The sequence below is a fragment of the Citrobacter sp. RHBSTW-00017 genome (assembly GCF_013797615.1).
GTDB classification, from domain to species: Bacteria; Pseudomonadota; Gammaproteobacteria; order Enterobacterales; family Enterobacteriaceae; genus Citrobacter; species Citrobacter braakii.
In genome coordinates, this window is record NZ_CP056899.1 from 3309784 (window position 1) to 3328188 (window position 18405).

The 18405-nt window shown below is 52.4% G+C and carries 20 protein-coding genes; 8 read left to right on the plus strand and 12 right to left on the minus strand.

The genetic code is table 11. From position 1 onward, the window contains the following. Positions 1-54: 54 nt before the first annotated feature. The 8 genes from potI to HV037_RS16140 form a co-directional block, all read right to left on the minus strand. Positions 55-900, minus strand: coding sequence for a putrescine ABC transporter permease PotI (gene potI / locus HV037_RS16105; RefSeq protein WP_016152417.1), 846 nt, complete (start codon positions 898-900; stop codon positions 55-57). Then, entirely contained in the window at positions 897-1850 is a 954-nt protein-coding gene (potH, locus tag HV037_RS16110) for a putrescine ABC transporter permease PotH (protein ID WP_016152416.1), read from the minus strand. Before potH ends, potI begins: the two co-directional genes overlap by 4 nt. Positions 1851-1859: 9 nt before the next feature. Next, the gene (gene potG, locus HV037_RS16115) at positions 1860-2993 is read right to left on the minus strand and encodes a putrescine ABC transporter ATP-binding subunit PotG (protein WP_016152415.1); all 1134 of its coding nucleotides are present in this window, start codon (positions 2991-2993) and stop codon (positions 1860-1862) included. A gap of 138 nt (positions 2994-3131) precedes the next feature. Continuing rightward, a complete protein-coding gene (gene potF / locus HV037_RS16120) occupies positions 3132-4244 on the minus strand; it encodes a spermidine/putrescine ABC transporter substrate-binding protein PotF (RefSeq protein ID WP_016152414.1) in 1113 nt (370 codons plus the stop codon). Positions 4245-4677: 433 nt separating this feature from the next. Continuing rightward, entirely contained in the window at positions 4678-5154 is a 477-nt protein-coding gene (locus tag HV037_RS16125) for a YbjN domain-containing protein (protein ID WP_016152413.1), read from the minus strand. Positions 5155-5244: 90 nt separating this feature from the next. Further along, entirely contained in the window at positions 5245-6147 is a 903-nt protein-coding gene (rimK, locus tag HV037_RS16130) for a 30S ribosomal protein S6--L-glutamate ligase (RefSeq protein WP_016152412.1), read from the minus strand. Between the two features lie 59 nt (positions 6148-6206). Beyond that, complete coding sequence (gene nfsA, locus HV037_RS16135; protein ID WP_016156098.1) at positions 6207-6929, minus strand: nitroreductase NfsA; 723 nt, start codon at positions 6927-6929, stop codon at positions 6207-6209. Continuing rightward, positions 6913-7203, minus strand: a complete 291-nt coding sequence (locus HV037_RS16140) for a YbjC family protein (RefSeq protein WP_019076379.1) — start codon at positions 7201-7203, stop codon at positions 6913-6915. Before HV037_RS16140 ends, nfsA begins: the two co-directional genes overlap by 17 nt. Positions 7204-7375: 172 nt before the next feature. On the opposite strand from HV037_RS16140, the gene HV037_RS16145 reads away from it, so the two are divergent. Next, on the plus strand, positions 7376-7639 hold the full coding sequence (locus HV037_RS16145) for a GrxA family glutaredoxin (RefSeq protein ID WP_016152408.1): 264 nt from the start codon (positions 7376-7378) through the stop codon (positions 7637-7639). A 34-nt stretch (positions 7640-7673) separates the two neighbouring features. Here HV037_RS16145 and HV037_RS16150 read toward each other — a convergent pair whose 3' ends face one another. Next, on the minus strand, positions 7674-8054 hold the full coding sequence (locus HV037_RS16150; RefSeq protein ID WP_016152407.1) for an inner membrane protein YbjM: 381 nt from the start codon (positions 8052-8054) through the stop codon (positions 7674-7676). A 269-nt stretch (positions 8055-8323) separates the two neighbouring features. Between HV037_RS16150 and HV037_RS16155 the strand changes: the two genes are divergently transcribed. Beyond that, positions 8324-10009 carry an aspartate:alanine antiporter gene (locus HV037_RS16155; protein WP_016152406.1) on the plus strand — a complete coding sequence of 562 codons (1686 nt, stop codon included), beginning with the start codon at positions 8324-8326 and terminating at the stop codon, positions 10007-10009. A gap of 270 nt (positions 10010-10279) precedes the next feature. Then, complete coding sequence (locus tag HV037_RS16160) at positions 10280-11077, plus strand: SDR family oxidoreductase (RefSeq protein ID WP_019076378.1); 798 nt, start codon at positions 10280-10282, stop codon at positions 11075-11077. Here HV037_RS16160 and HV037_RS16165 read toward each other — a convergent pair. Then, positions 11064-11624 (minus strand): TetR/AcrR family transcriptional regulator, encoded by a 561-nt coding sequence (locus HV037_RS16165; protein WP_049270788.1) that lies wholly within the window; start codon positions 11622-11624, stop codon positions 11064-11066. The genes HV037_RS16160 and HV037_RS16165 overlap by 14 nt on opposite strands. An 85-nt stretch (positions 11625-11709) precedes the next feature. Between HV037_RS16165 and HV037_RS16170 the strand changes: the two genes are divergently transcribed. The 3 genes from HV037_RS16170 to HV037_RS16180 all read left to right on the plus strand — a co-directional run bounded on the left by HV037_RS16170 (position 11710) and on the right by HV037_RS16180 (position 14121). Continuing rightward, positions 11710-12918, plus strand: coding sequence for an MFS transporter (locus tag HV037_RS16170; RefSeq protein ID WP_065554549.1), 1209 nt, complete (start codon positions 11710-11712; stop codon positions 12916-12918). Further along, positions 12918-13733, plus strand: a complete 816-nt coding sequence (locus HV037_RS16175; protein WP_103283668.1) for a Cof-type HAD-IIB family hydrolase — start codon at positions 12918-12920, stop codon at positions 13731-13733. The genes HV037_RS16170 and HV037_RS16175 overlap by 1 nt, the downstream gene beginning before the upstream one ends. 106 nt (positions 13734-13839) lie before the next feature. Next, the gene (locus HV037_RS16180) at positions 13840-14121 is read left to right on the plus strand and encodes a hypothetical protein (RefSeq protein ID WP_019076373.1); all 282 of its coding nucleotides are present in this window, start codon (positions 13840-13842) and stop codon (positions 14119-14121) included. Positions 14122-14149: 28 nt separating this feature from the next. Here HV037_RS16180 and HV037_RS16185 read toward each other — a convergent pair whose 3' ends face one another. Continuing rightward, positions 14150-15382, minus strand: coding sequence for an MFS transporter (locus HV037_RS16185; protein WP_047501216.1), 1233 nt, complete (start codon positions 15380-15382; stop codon positions 14150-14152). Between the two features lie 297 nt (positions 15383-15679). On the opposite strand from HV037_RS16185, the gene ybjG reads away from it, so the two are divergent. Beyond that, a complete protein-coding gene (ybjG, locus tag HV037_RS16190; RefSeq protein WP_103283667.1) occupies positions 15680-16288 on the plus strand; it encodes an undecaprenyl-diphosphate phosphatase in 609 nt (202 codons plus the stop codon). Positions 16289-16352: 64 nt separating this feature from the next. After that, entirely contained in the window at positions 16353-17111 is a 759-nt protein-coding gene (gene deoR / locus HV037_RS16195) for a DNA-binding transcriptional repressor DeoR (RefSeq protein WP_103283666.1), read from the plus strand. 45 nt (positions 17112-17156) lie between these two features. Here the strand turns inward: deoR and dacC are convergent, their stop codons facing one another. After that, positions 17157-18359 carry a serine-type D-Ala-D-Ala carboxypeptidase gene (dacC, locus tag HV037_RS16200; protein ID WP_016156089.1) on the minus strand — a complete coding sequence of 401 codons (1203 nt, stop codon included), beginning with the start codon at positions 18357-18359 and terminating at the stop codon, positions 17157-17159. Positions 18360-18405 lie beyond the last annotated feature (46 nt).

Here is an 18405-nt window from a genome sequence, read left to right on the forward strand (position 1 = left end):
CGGCGCAGCCACCGCAGCTGCGCCGTATAGACAGGTTGGCAGATTTTAGTTTTTTCAGCCGCGTCTTGCACGTTGGATATCGCGAATCCGTTGTTTTTCTGTTCGCGCCATCAGATACCACGCGATAAATCCGATAATTCCTACCACGCCAAGTATCAACGTCGCCAGCGCGTTGATCTCCGGATTGACCCCCATACGTACGCTGGAGAACACCAGCATGGGTAACGTTGTGGCGCCAGGACCAGAGACAAAACTGGCAATGACCAGGTCATCGAGCGACAGCGTAAAGGCCAGTAACCACCCTGAGATCACCGCCGGCATAATCATCGGCAGCGTGATGACGAAAAAAACCTTCAGCGGCGTGGCACCAAGATCCATCGCCGCTTCCTCAATGGAGTGATCCAGTTCGCGTAAACGCGAGGAAATCACTACCGCCACGTACGCTGTACAGAATGTGACGTGCGCCAGCCAGATGGTCAACATACCGCGATCCGCTGGCCAGCCGATGGCGTGCGCCAAAGCCACAAACAGCAGCAGCAGCGACAAACCGGTAATGACATCCGGCATCACCAGCGGTGCGGTGATCATAAAGGCGAAACCATTTGATCCACGAAAACGACCAAAGCGCACCATCACCACGGCGGCGATGGTACCGAGAATTGCCGCCATCGTCGCAGCGCAGGCGGCAATCGTTAAGCTCATGCCGACGGCGCTTATCATCGCGCTATCGTGGAAAAGCTCACCATACCAACGCGTTGACCACCCCGCCCAGACCGTCACCAGCTTGGAGCTGTTAAACGAGTAGATAACCAACATCAGCATCGGCGCGTACAGGAAGGTAAAACCCAGTACCAGGATAAAAATACGCCACGGCGAGCGAACGACCGGTAAGTTATTCATCCGTGTTCCCCCACGCTTTTTTGCTGATATTTATGAAACCACATGATCGGCACAATCAGTAACAGCAGCATAATAATGGCGACGGCAGAAGCCACCGGCCAGTCACGGTTATTGAAAAACTCCTGCCAAAGCACACGCCCAATCATGATGCTGTCCGGGCCGCCCAGCAGTTCCGGGATCACAAACTCCCCAACCGCCGGGATAAACACCAGCATTGACCCGGCAATAATCCCGCCCTTGGTCAACGGCACGATCACGCTAAAGAAGGTTTTCAACGGTCGGGCGCCTAAATCCAGTGCCGCTTCCACCAGCGAGTAATCAATACGCGTCAGCGCGGTATAAATCGGCAGCACCATAAAGGGCAAATAGGCGTAAACAATACCGATATAGACCGCCAGATTGGTGTGCAGAATCGTCAACGGTTGGTCGATAACGCCCAACCACATCAGAACGTTGTTCAGGACACCGTTATTTTTCAGGATCCCCATCCAGGCGTATACACGAATCAAAAATGACGTCCAGGACGGCAGGATCACCAGCAGCAACAGAATATTGCGTGTCGAGGGTTTGCTGTGCGCGACCGCCCATGCCAGCGGATATCCCAACAGCAGGCAACAGACAGTCGAAATCCCCGCTACCTGCAAAGATTGCAGATACGCATCAAAATAGAGCGGATCGTCCGTCAGTTGCAGGAAATTGCCTAAATTGAGGGTGATGGATAACTGATCGTCAGCCCATGAAATGAGGTCGGTATACGGCGGAATAGCCCGCGCCATTTCAGCCAAACTGATTTTGAAGACGATCAGAAACGGCAGCAGAAACAGGAGCATCAGCCACACATACGGCAGCGCGATGACCAGCTTGCGCCCGTGCTTCATTTGCAGTCGCGACATAAACAGCGTGAAACGCCCCACGTTATCCACGCGCGCCGGAGGTTCAAGTGTACTCATCTTCGCTCCTTAAACCGTCAACACCACACAGCTGTCCGCATCCCAACATAAACGGACTTCGTCACCCCAGGTTGGTAATCCCTTGCGATAACGATGTTCATTTTGTAACTGAGCGCTCAGCATCTGGCCACTTTTCAAGCGTACGTGGTACACCGACAAATCACCCAGATAGGCAATGTGCACCACTTCGCCTACCGCGAAGTTATATCCCTCTGGCGGAGGGGCTTCGCAGAGCATGATTTTTTCCGGGCGCAGCGCAACATACACCGGGACGTTATCGACAACGGAAGCGTCTGCGTCCACTTTCAGCGGATGTACCAGTCCTGGAGACTCAATAACCAGACCATCTTCCTGACGTTCTTTCAGCAGTCCTTCAAAGACGTTAACCGAACCGATAAATTCTGCACTGTAACGCGTAGTCGGATGCTCGTAGATCTCTTCAGGCTCGCCGATCTGGACAAATTTGCCACGGTTCATGATCGCAATGCGGCCCGCCATCGTCATGGCTTCTTCCTGATCGTGCGTCACCATCACGCAGGTCACGCCGACACGTTCAAGGATATCCACCACTTCCAGTTGCATGCGGTCACGGAGCTTTTTATCCAGCGCCCCCATCGGCTCATCCAGCAGCAGCAGCTTCGGGCGTTTCGCCAGGCTACGCGCCAACGCCACGCGCTGACGCTGACCGCCAGAAAGCTGATGCGGCTTACGTTTGGCGAACTCCTGCATATGCACGAGTCCTAGCATCTCACTCACCCGGCTGGCGATTTCAGCCTTTGGCAGCTTGTCCTGCTTGAGGCCAAAGGCAATGTTCTGCTCTACCGTCATGTGCGGAAACAGTGCATAGGACTGAAACATCATATTAATCGGACGCAGATAAGGCGGGACATGCGCTAAATCGACGCCATCAAGCATAATTTGCCCAGTTGTTGGCTGTTCAAATCCCGCCAGCATCCGCAACAGGGTCGATTTACCGCAGCCGGACGCCCCGAGCAGAGCAAATATTTCGCCTTTGTAGATAGTAAGATTGACGTCATCAACGGCGTGCTGACCGTCAAAGGACTTGGTCAGGTTGCGAATTTCAAGCAGCGGGGTCAGCGCCTTGCGGATTTTCGCTTGTGGGCGTGGGGTTGCATCATTCAATTAGGTGCTCTCCGGCATAAAACAAAGAAACGGTGCAAATAACGCACCACGGTGGTGCGTATTGCCGGGTTATGTGTGTCCGGGATCAACACTGCCCGGCAGGCGTAAATCCTGCCGGGTCATGTCCCGTACATCGGGTTATTTCCCGCTTTTTACCTTCGTCCAGGCGCGAGTACGTACACGGTCGATCTTCGGATCCTGTACTTTCAGCGTGAACAGCTTGGCGCGAACATCGGCAGGCGGGTAAATGCCCGGGTTGTCGCGCACGTCCTGGCTGACCAGTGCTGTCGCTTCTTTGTTGGCATTGGCATAGAACACGTGGTCAGAAATATGCGCAATTACATCAGGGCGCAGCAGGTAGTTGAGGAACTGATAGGCTTCGTCTTTGTTTTTCGCATCGGCTGGCATCGCGAACACATCAAAGAAGGCCATCGCACCTTCCTTAGGAATTGAGAAGGAAATATTGACGCCATTTTTCGCTTCTTTCGCCCGGTTTGCCGCCTGCCATACATCCCCGGCCCAGCCAATCGCCACGCAGGTATCACCGTTTGCCAGGTCGTTAATGTACTGCGAGGAGTGGAAGTAGCGAATATTTGGGCGCAGTTTCAACAGCAGATCGGTTGCCGGTCCGGTGTAATCATCCGCTTTGGTACTGTTTGGATCTTTACCCAAATAATTCAGCACGGTGGCAAACACTTCTTCGGGCGCGTCGAGGAAAGAGACGCCGCAGCTTTTTAGTTTTTCCAGATTTTCTGGCTTGAGGATCAGATCCCAGCTATTAACCGGCGCATCCGGCCCCAGTACCGCTTTCACTTTATCCACGTTATAGCCAATACCGGTTGTTGCCCACATATACGGCATCGCAAACTTGTTGTCCGGATCGTGTTTACCCACCAGCTTCAGCAATTCAGGATCGAGGTTTTTCCAGCCAGGCAATTTGCTCTTATCCAGCGGCTGGAAGACGCCCGCGGTCAGTTGACGCTCAAGGAAACTGGCGGATGGAACGACAAGGTCAAAGCCGGTACTGCCAGCCATGAGCTTACCTTCCAGCACTTCATTGGAATCAAATACGTCATAGATAACTTTAATTCCGGTCTCTTTTTCAAAATTAGCCACCGTATCCGGGGCAATATAATCAGACCAGTTATAAATATGCAGCGTTTTTTGTTCAGCAGCGAGCGTGCCAGCAGAGATGGCCATCAGAGCACCCGCAACCAGGCCTGGTAACCATCGTTTATTTAAGGCGGTCATAATCTCTTTCCTTCTGAAAGTTCGTTAACAAACGAACAAAAATGTCACACTCTAATGATATGCAAGAAACGTGCATATTCTTTCAAGCGGCACCCATGAAAAGAGAGGCCTCTCCTCACGCCGCTATTGCGCGCTGTTATCCGCCCATGCATTCAATATGCATTGTGGCCACAGGTCAGGCCACAAGGGGCTGTTTGAATGATGACGTTGATCAGCTTCGCAAGAATAACTTTAGCCAGGATTTGTGGATATAGCCCAGATTAAAAAACGTCTTTTATCAATTTTTTATGCATGAATTGTCTATGACATACAGTGGAAGGCGCTGAATGGAGGTGAATAATACTTTAATGAACGGTTAAGTACAGAATAAAAACAGGCAATACGCAACCGCTTTGGCAGCGGCTGCGCAATATATGTCCAGATTCAGGAAGAATTAATGGAGGAAATGAACTTCGGCGTTGCTGTTTTGCGCATCTTCTTCAGCGTTAAATAACAGCTGATGCGCACCGGCCTCGAGGATCACCATCGATATTTGCTCTTCACTCTGGCGAACAAAATATTCGAACTGCTCAAACGTCACGCCCGGGATAACGGATAAAGACTGGCAGACCACCAGCTTTGGCAGATTATCATCCTGCATATCCAGAAAGGCTTTCACCGTCAGTGAACTGGCGTTAATCGCAGACAGATCGGCGGCCAGCGGCAGTAGTGCAGAAGGTCTGACTTCTGCCATCGCGGAAAACAGAATGACGTTATCGACCAAATCAACTTTTGCATCAAAGATGCCGTCAAAATTCTGCATGTGCGGCAAATGCAGCGCCTGACAGGTATCGCATTCAAAAAAACTCATGCCCAGGTCGTCGAGCCATTGACGCAACGTATCCAGAGTGGGAACGACCAGTGATGTCATAATAATGTGCGACCTCTATTGATGAAAAAAATACCGGCACAGCTTACGCAAAAAGAGCGTGTCATACTACGATCGCAATCGATATTGTGCTTAGCCGCCGATTTTAAGGCAAAATTCAGGCGTAGCGTGACGCTCAATCCACTGGATCATCTTGCCGGCAATGTCTATTCCGGTAGTTTTCTCCACCCCTTCCAGGCCAGGAGAAGCGTTGACCTCCATGACCAGCGGCCCACGTTCAGCACGCAGAATATCAACGCCAGCAACGTCCAGACCCATTGTCTGAGCGGCTTTGAGCGCAATTTCCCTTTCGCGCGGCGTGATATTCGCAATAGTGGCAACCCCACCGCGATGGAGATTAGAACGAAAATCACCTTCTTTGGCCCGGCGCTCAATGGCGGCCACCACCTCGTCACCCACCACGAAACAGCGAATATCTCGCCCTTTCGCTTCTTTGATATATTCCTGAACCAGAATATGGGCATTCAACCCACGAAAGGCATCCACCACGCTTTCTGCGGCCTGGCGCGTTTCCGCCAGTACCACGCCGATCCCCTGCGTACCTTCAACCAGTTTCACCACCAGCGGCGCGCCGCCAACCATGTCAATCATGTCGCTGGTATCGTCCGGAGAGTGAGCAATCCCGGTGATGGGTAAATCGATTCCCTGACGCGCCAGCAGCTGCAGCGAACGCAGCTTATCGCGCGCACGCGTAATCGCTACCGACTCATTCAGCGGATAGCTACCCAGCATCTCAAACTGGCGCAACGCCGCGGTACCGTAAAAGGTAATCGCTGAACCAATCCTTGGGATCACTGCATCGAAATGAGGAAGCTGGCGGCCCTTGTAATGAATAGAGGACGCCGCCGGGCTGATGTTCATATAGCAAGAAAGGGGATCGATAATTTCAACCAGGTGACCACGCTGCATCGCCGCTTCACGCAGGCGCTTACAAGAATAGAGCGTTCCGTCCCGGGACAAAATGGCAATTTTCACCCTGCACCTCTCTGAATGACCTGGTAAAAGCTGGCGTATCATACACTGCGTTAAAATCTTTAGCGCGTAGCCCATCCCTGTTTATGCAAATATTCCAGGATAAAGGGACGACTTTCTTTAATGATGGTGCGGCGAATATGGTCGCTCCAGGTGTCACGACGCGTATTGCTCCCGCGGGTCAGATAGTACTGCGCGAGCTGCTCATCATATTGCGACAAAACGTCTTTGTTGAGTGGCTGATACTGATTTTCGTGCACCACAAGCGACGCTGGCAGTCGCGGCTTGATATCCGGGTTATCAGCAGGCCAGCCGAGGCATAGCCCAAACAACGGCAGAACATGTTGCGGAAGCTTCAGCAGTTCAGTGACCGGCTCAATGTTATTTCGCAGACCGCCAATAAACACGCCGCCAAGCCCCAAAGACTCTGCCGCCGTCAGCGCATTTTGCGCCATCATCGCGGTATCAACAACGCCCAGTAGCAGTTGTTCCGCCAGCCCGAGTTGCGCGTCAGGGCAAATCTGCAAATGGCGATTAAAGTCAGCGCAAAACACCCAGAACTCGGCGGCCTGCGCCACATGTTTTTGTCCGCCGGATAAAGTAGCCAGTGATTCACGCAGGGCGTTATCCGTTATGCGAACGATGGTTGTGCATTGTAAAAAACTGGAGCTTGAGGTCCCCTGAGCGGCGGCAATAATCGCCTCCCGCTGCGCATCCGAAATGGCATCATCGGTGAAATGGCGAATGGAACGGTGGCTACGAAGTAAATCAATGGTTGGCGTCATCTCTTTTTTCTCTGTCTGAACGTGAAGAATCACCGGGGGTTCGTGACATCAGCTGCGGCGCAACCAGTTGAGCAATACGCCACGTTAATACCACCGCGGCGGGAAGCATCAGCAGCACACCCAGAAATATCATCACCACGCAGGCTAACGGACTGCCAAGCGGTGCGGGTAAAGTGAGGTAATCGTTAAGCGATAGCAGCGCCAGCGATAACAAAACCATCCCGATTATTTCCAGCATCAATACGCTTTTGGGTAATGCACCAATTGCGCGCATAAGCGGCCTCCCGGCGAAATGGCTTTCATTATAAAACGTTCCGGCTTGTCGTGTTTAACAGTTATAGCTTGAGGATATCAAAGCAACAGGCTGAACCTGCTTTTCATCTGTCACAAATCGCGGCATCATAACAAGTATTGCCATCCGGCCTGATAAGTTCGAGGAGAGAGAGATGTTTGCCGTTATTTTTGGTCGTCCAGGGTGCCCGTATTGCGTGCGCGCAAAAGAATTAGCAGAAAAATTAAGCAATGAGCATGACGATTTTAACTTCCGCTACATTGATATCCATGCCGAAGGTATTACGAAAGCCGATCTGGAAAAGACGGTAGGTAAGCCAGTTGAAACCGTTCCGCAGATTTTTGTTGATCAAAAACACATCGGCGGCTGCACGGATTTTGAAGCGTGGGCAAAAGAGAACATGAATCTGTTCGCCTGATCGCCGTTTCTACGCCCTCCGCTGGAGGGCGTCTTCAGTTCTTTTTCCGTCGATGATGCTGATTGAACAAGTTGCTGATAAACAAAAAACACAATGCGCCAAGCGCGCACCAAAACACCGCACTAAACAACCACGCCAGCTCTTGCCACAACGAACGCGTCGGCATAAAAACGAACCGCATCAGTAACAGACAGCACGGCGCCGCCAACATGGCACCAAGAAGGGGTTTGAGCACCTCCCGACGATGGGAGAAAAAGCTTGCTGCAGCACCAGGCAGGATAAAAAACAACAATCCGACCTCAGGATGCCCTGCCGCTCTGAATGCCCCTTTCACGTTCAGCGTTAATGAAAGACACACCACAATAAAGAGCACAAAGCAGCAGACCGCACCCGCCCAACTTTGCTTATGTTTCAATTGTTCCTCCTGACACATTCTCTATCGAACACTCTTTTCGCCCGCAGGCGTCCAGTCAGATAAAGTAACCAGGCATTCCATGCCAAAAACACACTCACACGATTCTTATAGCCGTTGATACGTAATGAGATTAAACTAACCGCATATATTGTTATGCTGCATTATTTGGGGCTGTGTACGAAGCTGTCGCCCCTTAATTTCTGGCAAAAACATTAGCGTAAATTGCCATTTCTTTCAATAGCTTACTAGTAAACAAGAAGTTAGTCTCCGTGAATATAAACGTCGCAGATTTGTTAAATGGGAATTACATCCTGTTATTATTTGTGGTCCTGGCACTGGGCCTGTGTCTGGGTAAATTACGTCTGGGTTCAGTCCAACTCGGTAATTCCATTGGCGTTTTAGTGGTGTCCCTATTATTAGGTCAACAGCACTTTAGTATTAACACCGATGCATTAAATCTCGGCTTTATGCTGTTTATTTTTTGTGTCGGCGTCGAAGCCGGTCCCAACTTTTTTTCGATTTTTTTTCGCGATGGGAAAAATTATCTAATGCTTGCTCTGGTGATGGTCGGCAGCGCCATGCTGATCGCCCTGGGGCTGGGTAAGCTATTTGGCTGGGACATCGGCCTGACGGCAGGTATGCTGGCCGGCTCGATGACCTCAACGCCGGTGCTGGTCGGCGCGGGTGACACCTTGCGCCATTCCGGAATGTCGGGGACATCGCTTTCAACCGCCCTCGATAACCTGAGCCTCGGTTATGCGCTCACCTATTTGATTGGTTTGGTCAGTCTGATTGTTGGCGCGCGCTACCTGCCGAAACTTCAGCATCAGGATCTGCAAACCAGCGCCCAACAAATCGCACGTGAACGAGGTCTGGACACTGATGCCAACCGTAAGGTTTATCTGCCGGTAATTCGTGCCTATCGCGTTGGCCCGGAACTGGTGGCATGGGCCGATGGCAAAAATCTGCGCGAGCTGGGTATCTATCGCCAGACCGGTTGTTACATTGAACGCATCCGTCGCAACGGCATCCTGGCCAACCCGGATGGCGACGCGGTACTGCAAATGGGTGATGAGATAGCCCTGGTGGGTTATCCGGATGCGCATGCCCGCCTCGATCCCAGCTTCCGTAATGGTAAAGAGGTGTTCGATCGCGATCTGCTCGATATGCGCATCGTCACTGAAGAGATTGTGGTGAAAAACCACAATGCCGTTGGCCGCCGTCTGGCCCAGTTGAAGCTGACCGATCACGGCTGTTTTCTCAACCGCGTGATCCGTAGCCAGATTGAAATGCCTATCGATGATAACGTCGTGCTTAATAAAGGCGACGTGCTGCAGGTCAGTGGGGATGCTCGCCGCGTCAAAACCATTGCCGATCGTATCGGCTTCATTTCCATTCACAGTCAGGTGACCGATCTGCTGGCTTTCTGCGCCTTCTTTATCATCGGTCTGATGATCGGGATGATCACCTTCCAGTTCAGTAATTTCAGCTTCGGCATCGGGAATGCGGCTGGACTGCTGTTCGCTGGGATCATGCTGGGCTTCCTGCGTGCCAACCATCCAACGTTTGGCTATATCCCACAGGGGGCGCTGAACATGGTCAAAGAGTTTGGCCTGATGGTATTTATGGCAGGCGTCGGTTTAAGCGCGGGCAGCGGCATTGGCAATGGCCTTGGCGCCGTGGGTGGTCAAATGCTGATTGCCGGCCTGGTTGTCAGCCTGGTGCCGGTTGTCATCTGTTTCTTATTCGGTGCTTACGTATTGCGCATGAACCGCGCCCTGCTTTTTGGCGCCATGATGGGCGCGCGTACCTGCGCTCCGGCAATGGAAATCATCAGCGATACGGCACGCAGCAACATCCCCGCATTAGGCTATGCCGGGACCTACGCAATTGCCAACGTACTGCTGACATTAGCGGGGACACTCATCGTCATTGTCTGGCCTGGGCTTGGTTAGCGCTGAAATTTACTCTTAAACGAAAATTTTTTGCAGGTAAGCAGAACTTTTCTTCAAGACGTCAGTCATAACTATTGCCACTGCTTTTCTTTGATGTCCCCAATTTGTGGAGCCCATCAACCCCGCCGTTTTGGTTCAAGGTTGATGGGTTTTTTGTTGCCTGAATTATGCGATCGCTGACTCCCTCCCCCGAAACTCTCTCTCACATTTGCAGCATGCTGGTTATGACACATACTTTTAGTCAGAGCTAAATGGTAATAGGTGGTTGCTATGTTACTCGCAGGCAAAGTCGCGGTAATTTTCGGTGGCAGCGGCGCTATAGGCAGTGCAGTTGCGCATGCCATGGCGCGTGAAGGCGCCCATGTGTATCTGGGCGCGCGCAGTCAGGAAAAGCTGGATTGGGCGGCCAGTAGTATTCGAACCGCGGGCGGTGCCGTCGAAACCTTTGTCGCCGATGTCCTCGACGAATACGGCACCTCAAAACAAGTTACTCACCTTGCGCAGCAAACCGGTGGAATAGATGTGGCGGTTAACGCAACCGGCTTTATGCATGAACAGGGCAAACGCATCGAGGCGTTATCCCTTTCTGAGTTTATGAGCGGTATCACCCCTTTCCTCTCGGCGCAGTTCAATATCGCAAAAGCCGTAACGCCACACATGGGCGGCAATCGTGCGGGCGTCATTCTCACCGTTGTTGCGCCCGCGGCCCCGATGGCGATGCCTGGACATCTGGGACACATCGTTGGCTGTGCGGGAACAGAGGCCTTTATTAAAGCGCTCGCCAGCGAACTGGGGCCGGCGAATATTCGGGTCGTCGGCGTGCGCTCGCATGCGATTGTGGATGCCGTTCAGGCCGGTTCCTATACCGGGGAGATTTTTACCGCTAAAGCGCAGTCCATGGGTATTACCGTCGCACAATGGTTAGGTGGTGCGGCGCAAAGTACCATGCTTGGGCGCCTGCCTACGCTTGCACAAATCGCAGAGGTAATGACCTTTCTGGCTTCAGACCATGCCGGAGCAATCACCGCAACGGTGGTGAATATTACCGGCGGCGCTACGCACAACTGACCGTTGCGGGCAACCCCGCAATACGCTCCACCATCAGCAAGATATCTTCTCGCCGCAGCGGTTTTTTGTCCGTGACAAAATGCAGCGTCATCCCTTCAATAAACGCATCCAGCGCCCGCGCCGTAACCGGAGCAAACCACTGCTCCAGCGTTTGTTGGCTGCGTAACATCCAGTTTTGCATCACCGTTTTTAGTGCCGGTTTACGGCTGGCGAAGGCATACAGCTGATACATGAGTTCCATGTTATCGGGTGTCGTGACCTGGGAGCTGTAAATCATATCGGTAATCGCATGGCAAGCCTGCGACGCATCCTCAACGTCGGCAAAAAAAGCCTGATACTGCAGCATCATCCTGTCAGTAAAACGCTCAAACGCCTCCATTAAAAGCTCATCAATTCCCGAAAAGTAATAGGTCATAGAACCCAAGGGCACCTGAGCAATTGTCGCAATCTTCCGATGTGTAACCGCATGAATACCATGGGCTATTACCGCATCCAGAGTCGCCTGAACTATTTTTTCCCGCCGCTGCGGATCGTTCGCACGTCGCACTGCATTACCTCTTCTTGCATTTGTGTACAAATGTACACAACCTTGCTAAGGTTGTCTTCTTTCCTCTTTTCTTTGGCTCGAATTCATGACTGGCATCTCATCACGCAAAGCCTTAAGACGTCGCACCTGGGCACTGTTCACGTTCTTCTTTTTACCAGGATTATTAATGGCCTCCTGGGCAACGCGTACCCCTGCCATCAGAGATATCCTCTCCATCTCAACCGCCGAAATGGGCGCGGTGCTGTTTGGACTTTCAATTGGTTCGATGAGTGGCATTCTTTGTTCGGCCTGGCTGGTGAAACGATTTGGCACACGTAAAGTGATCCGCACCACCATGTCTTGCGCAGTCCTCGGAATGGCAATCCTCAGCGTGGCGCTCTGGCTGCATTCCGCATGGCTTTTCGCATTTGGTCTGGGCGTGTTCGGCGCCAGCTTTGGCGCAGCAGAAGTTGCCATCAACGTCGAAGGTGCGGCTGTTGAGCGCGAAATGAATAAAACCGTACTGCCGATGATGCACGGTTTTTACAGCCTGGGAACGCTGGCGGGTGCCGGAGTCGGGATGATGCTTACCGCCTTCAGCGTACCGGCGACCGCGCATATCTTGCTGGCGGCGATGGTGGCTATCACCCCTATCTTCATCGCCATCAAAGCCATTCCTGACGGCACGGGTAAAAATGCCGCTGACGGGTCTCACTCCAGCGAAAAAGGGCTGCCTTTTTATCGCGATATTCAGTTATTGCTGATTGGCGTCGTGGTGCTCGCAATGGCATTTGCTGAAGGTTCCGCCAACGACTGGCTTCCGCTGCTGATGGTGGACGGACATGGATTTAGCCCGACATCAGGCTCGCTGATTTATGCCGGATTTACGCTGGGCATGACCGTTGGACGATTTACCGGCGGCTGGTTCATCGACCGCTACAGCCGCGTCGCGGTAGTGCGCGCCAGTGCGCTTATGGGGGCTCTTGGGATTAGCCTGATTATTTTTGTCGACAGCACTTGGGTGGCGGGTGTTTCCGTTATTCTGTGGGGACTCGGCGCATCACTGGGCTTCCCACTGACCATTTCGGCTGCCAGCGACACCGGCCCCGATGCGCCAACCCGCGTCAGCGTTGTCGCCACTACCGGCTATCTGGCATTCCTGGTTGGACCACCGCTGCTGGGCTACCTGGGTGAACACTACGGCCTGCGTAGCGCTATGCTGGTGGTGCTGGCGCTGGTGCTTGTCGCCGCCATCGTCGCGAAAGCGGTGGCAAAACCGGATCTCAAAAACACCACTGTGATGGAGAACAGCTAATGCGTATCAAACTGATTGCAGTCGACATGGACGGCACATTTTTAAGCGACCAAAAAACCTATAATCGTGAGCGCTTTATGGCGCAATACCGTCAGATGAAAGAACAAGGGATCCGCTTTGTGGTCGCCAGCGGCAACCAGTATTACCAGCTCATCTCCTTTTTCCCTGAACTGTCCAGTGAAATCTCATTTGTCGCCGAAAACGGCGGATGGGTGGTCAGTGAAGGGGAAGATGTCTTTAACGGCGAGCTGGGAAAAGACGATTTCCAGGCCATTGTGGAACATCTGCTGACACGTACGGACATCGACATTATCGCCTGCGGTAAAAATAGCGCCTATACCCTGAAGCGGTACAGCGATGAGCATAAGACGGTTTCCGCCATGTATTATCATCGTCTTGAATTTGTGGATAATTTTGACAACCTCAACGACATTTTCTTCAAGTTCGGGCTAAATATTTCAGACGATCGTATCCCCCAGGTGCAGGCTGACCTCCATGAGGCGATTGGCGACATTATGGTGCCGGTACATACCGGCTACGGCAGCATCGATTTAATTATACCCGGTGTGCATAAGGCAAACGGGCTGCGTCTGCTGCAACAACGCTGGAATATTACCGACGATGAGGTTGTTGTGTTTGGCGATGGCGGCAATGATATTGAGATGCTGCGTCAGGCAGGATTTAGTTTTGCAATGGCGAACGCCCATGAGCCGGTTATCCAGGCGGCAAAATATCGCGCAGGGTCGAACAACGAAGAGGGCGTGCTGGATATTATCGACCGCGTGTTAAAGAATGAAGCACCGTTTACGCAATAACGCCTTAGCACAGACGGCAACAAAATGATGGCATGATCTATTCATAATCCGCCTCAAATTAACCCGCTGGATTATTACCTCCAGTGAATATTCAGACGAGCGGATTATGAAGAAAAGTGTACTGATAGCGACATTGTTGCTGGGTTTTGCGGGGACAACATTTGCGCAAAGCGTTACCGTTGATGTACCAAGCGGTTATAAGGTGGTGGTAGTGCCCTCTTCCGTCAGCGTTCCGCAGGCGGTGAGCGTTACCACAGCGCCACAAACGGTGTATGTTGCTCCGGCGCCTGCCCCGGCGCCTGTCTATCGCGCACATCCTTATGCGCGACATGTTGCAAGCGTCGGTGAAGGAATGATCATCGAACACCAGATTGACGATCACCACTAAGTTTTTGCCTGGCCCGGGCAACCGGGCTTTAACCTTCCCGTGAATCCCCTACCCGTTTATCTTTCAGGAAGATAACCATCAGAATCACCCACAGTACGCCGCTTGCCAGATTGAACAGGCTGAACAAGCCGTTTCCTCCGAGCAGATAAGCGTGTTTACTCAGCTCAATACCGACGGTAAAAATCAGCATCTGCAACATACCCATGGCGGCAGAAACCGTGCCCTTACTCATTTCACTGGCAAACAGCGTCAGACGTACCAGTCCCGCATTCGCCACGCCAATACCAAACGCATAGATGCTTAAACCCGCCGTCATCCATAGATACGCATGGGATGACACCACCGTGGCCGCAGCGGCAATCACCAGCCCGACGGCGATTGGCCAGCCGCCCATGATAATCAGCGAACGTACGGTTTTTCGTGAGGTCAGGCGCGCCAGTACCAGGTTACCGGCAATCAATGCGCCAAAAATCGGCACCTGCAACAGGCCATATTCGTAGCTGCTGAGATGTTCACCGCTGATGATTATAATCGGGGACTGCGCAATCCACGCCAGTAACGGCAGACTGACAAAACCCAATGCCAGCGCGCCTGCAACGAAGCGCACGTTCCTCAGCACCAGCTTATAATCTTTGCCCAGCTCTTTAATCGACAGCTTTTCACCAAGCCGGGTTGCCGTCTCCGGCATCGCGCGTTGCAGACCAAAAAAAGAGATGGCGGCCAGGGCGGCAAACAGGATAAACATCCCTTCCCACGGCAGAACATGTACCCAGGCTGCACCGACCAACGGCCCCAGCAGGGGCGCAATCAACGCTACGTTTGCCATCAGCGCGGTAATTTTTATGCACACCGCTTCTTCAAAGGATTCCTGAATTGCGGCGTAACCCACCGCGCCAATAAAGCACAGGCTTATCCCTTGTAAAAAACGCAGGAAGGTAAATTGCTCAATATTCTGCGCAAGCAGGGTTGCAAGGCAGGTCACAATGAACCAGAGCACGCCGGTTAACATCACCGGGCGACGTCCAATTCGATCCGACAGCGGTCCTAATAACCACTGCAAAAACATGCCGCCAGCCAGATAGGCGGTCATGGATGTGGGCACCCAATCTAATCCGGCATTATATTGCTCCACCACCGCCAACATTCCGGGCTGGATCATATCGTTGCCGATATAAGTAGAGAATTCGTAAAGCACCAGACAGAGAGGGAAAAGTAATGCCTGACGCCCCAAACGGGCGCCTGAAGATAAACGGTTCTGCATGCAGTCTCTTAACTATAGAAAAATCGCGCAAAGTGTAATAAATGCGCCGTACTAGTGATAGTGAATTATGTGATTTGAAAGCAAATTGCGCACATTTTTACACTCATTTGCTCAGGAATATTTTGCGTTAAGGTTAATTTAAGTTGAGGCCGCTATCATGTTCAATAAGTCTCATTAATTGTCTGAAAAATAGTCATTTAACAGACAAATAAGACAAGACCGCTTTTTATCCCGTGAAAGCAATTTTATGCTCTCCCCTCATGGGCCTTTTTAACGATTACACTGAGTCTGGACGTTATGCTGGAAAATCTGAACAACTCACTTTTTTATCTCATCAATGCCACGCCGGACTCTGCGCAATGGATGATATCGCTTGCCATTTTTATTGCCAAAGACCTGATTAACATCGTACCGCTATTAGCCGTTGTGCTTTGGCTTTGGGGGCCGCGGGCCCAGGTTACTCTCCAGCGCCAGTTAGTTATAAAAATGGCGATTGCGCTGATCGTCGGTCTGACGATTTCATGGCTGATGGGGCATCTGTTCCCTCACGATCGTCCGTTTGTTAACCACACCGGTTACAACTTCCTGCATCATGCGGCGGATGACTCTTTCCCGAGCGATCACGGTACGGTTATCTTTACCTTTGCACTGGCTTTCTTGTTCTGGCATCGCCTGTGGACGGGCGCTCTGCTGATGGTCGTTGCTGTGGCGATTGCCTGGTCGCGGGTCTACCTTGGCGTACACTGGCCGCTGGATATGCTGGGAGGATTACTCGTCGGGCTGATTGGCTGCCTGAGCGCCCAGATGATCTGGCAGCGGTTTGGCGCGCCCCTGTACCTCGGCTTGCAAAATGGCTATCGCGCCTGCTTCGCTCTGCCCATCCGTAAAGGCTGGGTGCGTGACTAACCCACGGTAAAAAGAGTAGTATTAAGCGCGATACTGAGCACTTATTCTACTCTCCAGGGGAACTATGGAAACTCGACGCGACGAGCGTATTGGTCAATTACTGCAGGCGCTGAAACGCAGCGATAAATTACACCTCAAAGAAGCCGCGACGCTGCTGGGCGTATCTGAGATGACCATTCGTCGCGACCTGAATAATCACGATGCTCCCGTCGTCTTGCTCGGGGGCTATATTGTTCTGGAACCCCGCAGCGCCAATCACTATTTAATCAGCGATCAAAAATCCCGACTGGTTGATGAAAAGCGCCGTGCCGCCCAGATGGCGGCAAGCCTCGTGCAGGCACACCAGACTATCTTTTTCGACTGTGGTACCACCACGCCGTGGATCATTGAGGCTATCGACAATGAATTGCCTTTCACCGCAATCTGCTACTCGCTGAATACGTTTCTGGTGCTACAGGAAAAACCGCAGTGCCGCGTCATTCTGTGTGGTGGCGAATTCCATGCCAGCAACGCAATTTTCAAACCGCTTGATTTCCAGGAAACGCTGAACAACCTGTGCCCGGATATCGCTTTTTATTCCGCAGCTGGCGTTCATATTGAGAAAGGCGCGACCTGTTTTAACCTGGAAGAGCTACCGGTGAAACACTGGGCGATGTCGATGGCGCAGCATCACGTGCTGGTGGTCGATAACAGCAAATTTGGTAAGGTGCGTCCTGCGCGGATGGGTGAAGTAAAACGCTTTAATACCATCGTCAGCGATAGCCGTCCTGACGAGGCGTTTGTTGAGTACGCGAAAGCGCAACGTATCAAGCTGATGTATTAAGCGATACTGCCGGATGGCGATAGCGTCATCCGGCAAACGCTAAGCTTAAGAGAACCAGCCGCCAAACCACTGGTGGAATTTCATCATCACAAAGTCCCACATGCGACTAAAGAATCCCCCCTCTTCCACGGCCTCCATCACCATCAGTGGACGCTGCTCGATGGATTTCCCGTTCAACTGGAAGTCGATAGTCCCCACAACCTGGCCTTTCTTCAGCGGCGCGGTTAACTGTGGTTCGGTCAGGGTAAAGCTGGCCTTCAGGTTTTTGAGCTGACCACGCGGGATAGTCACCGAGCCCGCTTCTCCGGCGCCCAAATTAACCTCACTCTTATCGCCAAACCAGACGCGCTGCGTCACGAAAGTGGCATCCGGTTTAATCGGCGTAACGGTTTCAAAGAAGCGGAAGCCCCAGGTCAGCAGCTTTTCTGACTCATTAAAACGAATGCGGTCGGTTTTCGCCCCCAACACCACGGAGATCAGGCGCATATCCCCCTGGGTCGCGGAAGCGACCAGGTTGTATCCCGCCCCGGCCGTGGTACCGGTTTTCATACCGTCCACGTTCAGGTTGGTGCTCCACAACAAACGGTTGCGGTTCGGCTGGCGGATTTTATTAAAGGTAAATTCTTTCTCTTTGTGGATAGCGTACTCTTCCGGTACATCGTGGATTAGCGCCTTCCCGAGCAGGGCCATATCACGTGCGGTACTGAACTGTCCTGCCGCATCCAGGCCATGCACGGTCTGGAAAGTGGTATTGGTCAGCCCCAGTTTTTTCGCGTAGCCGTTCATCAGACCAATGAAGGATTCCTGGCTGCCGGCAACGTAATCAGCCAGTGCGATACAGGCATCGTTACCAGACTGGATGATAACGCCTTTGTTCAGATCGGACACTGCAACCTGATCGCCGGGCTTGAGGAACATAACCGACGAACCGCGCAGGGCCGGATTACCGGTCGCCCAGGCGTCTTTGCCCACGGTAACCATGTCGTTGAGGTTAATTTTCCCGGCCTTCAGCGCCTGACCGACTACATAGCTGGTCATGATCTTGGTCAGACTGGCAGGATCCAGTTTCTCATCAGCATTACCTTCCGCCAGTACCTTACCGCTGGCGTAATCCATTAGGATCCACGCGCGCGCGTCGACGCTCGGTGGGGCCGTTGGTTGCTCCGCCGCCTGTACGCTCGGCGCCAAAAGGATTAAGAGTGCAGAACCTGCAGCAAAGCTGCGAAGTGAAGAGAAGTATTGCGTCATAAATGCCACCCGAGTATCCATTCCAAAAAACCACGTCATACCACAC

Excerpts from the sequence above, each read along its gene's own strand:
- potI (WP_016152417.1), bottom strand. The coding sequence starts at position 900 with ATGAATAACTTACCGGTCGTTCGCTCGCCGTGGCGTATTTTTATCCTG.
- potH (WP_016152416.1), bottom strand. The coding sequence starts at position 1,850 with ATGAGTACACTTGAACCTCCGGCGCGCGTGGATAACGTGGGGCGTTTC.
- potF (WP_016152414.1), bottom strand. The coding sequence starts at position 4,244 with ATGACCGCCTTAAATAAACGATGGTTACCAGGCCTGGTTGCGGGTGCT.
- HV037_RS16125 (WP_016152413.1), bottom strand. The coding sequence starts at position 5,154 with ATGACATCACTGGTCGTTCCCACTCTGGATACGTTGCGTCAATGGCTC.
- nfsA (WP_016156098.1), bottom strand. The coding sequence starts at position 6,929 with ATGACGCCAACCATTGATTTACTTCGTAGCCACCGTTCCATTCGCCAT.
- HV037_RS16140 (WP_019076379.1), bottom strand. The coding sequence starts at position 7,203 with ATGCGCGCAATTGGTGCATTACCCAAAAGCGTATTGATGCTGGAAATA.
- HV037_RS16145 (WP_016152408.1), top strand. The coding sequence starts at position 7,376 with ATGTTTGCCGTTATTTTTGGTCGTCCAGGGTGCCCGTATTGCGTGCGC.
- HV037_RS16160 (WP_019076378.1), top strand. The coding sequence starts at position 10,280 with ATGTTACTCGCAGGCAAAGTCGCGGTAATTTTCGGTGGCAGCGGCGCT.
- HV037_RS16170 (WP_065554549.1), top strand. The coding sequence starts at position 11,710 with ATGACTGGCATCTCATCACGCAAAGCCTTAAGACGTCGCACCTGGGCA.
- HV037_RS16175 (WP_103283668.1), top strand. The coding sequence starts at position 12,918 with ATGCGTATCAAACTGATTGCAGTCGACATGGACGGCACATTTTTAAGC.
- HV037_RS16180 (WP_019076373.1), top strand. The coding sequence starts at position 13,840 with ATGAAGAAAAGTGTACTGATAGCGACATTGTTGCTGGGTTTTGCGGGG.
- HV037_RS16185 (WP_047501216.1), bottom strand. The coding sequence starts at position 15,382 with ATGCAGAACCGTTTATCTTCAGGCGCCCGTTTGGGGCGTCAGGCATTA.
- ybjG (WP_103283667.1), top strand. The coding sequence starts at position 15,680 with ATGCTGGAAAATCTGAACAACTCACTTTTTTATCTCATCAATGCCACG.
- deoR (WP_103283666.1), top strand. The coding sequence starts at position 16,353 with ATGGAAACTCGACGCGACGAGCGTATTGGTCAATTACTGCAGGCGCTG.
- dacC (WP_016156089.1), bottom strand. The coding sequence starts at position 18,359 with ATGACGCAATACTTCTCTTCACTTCGCAGCTTTGCTGCAGGTTCTGCA.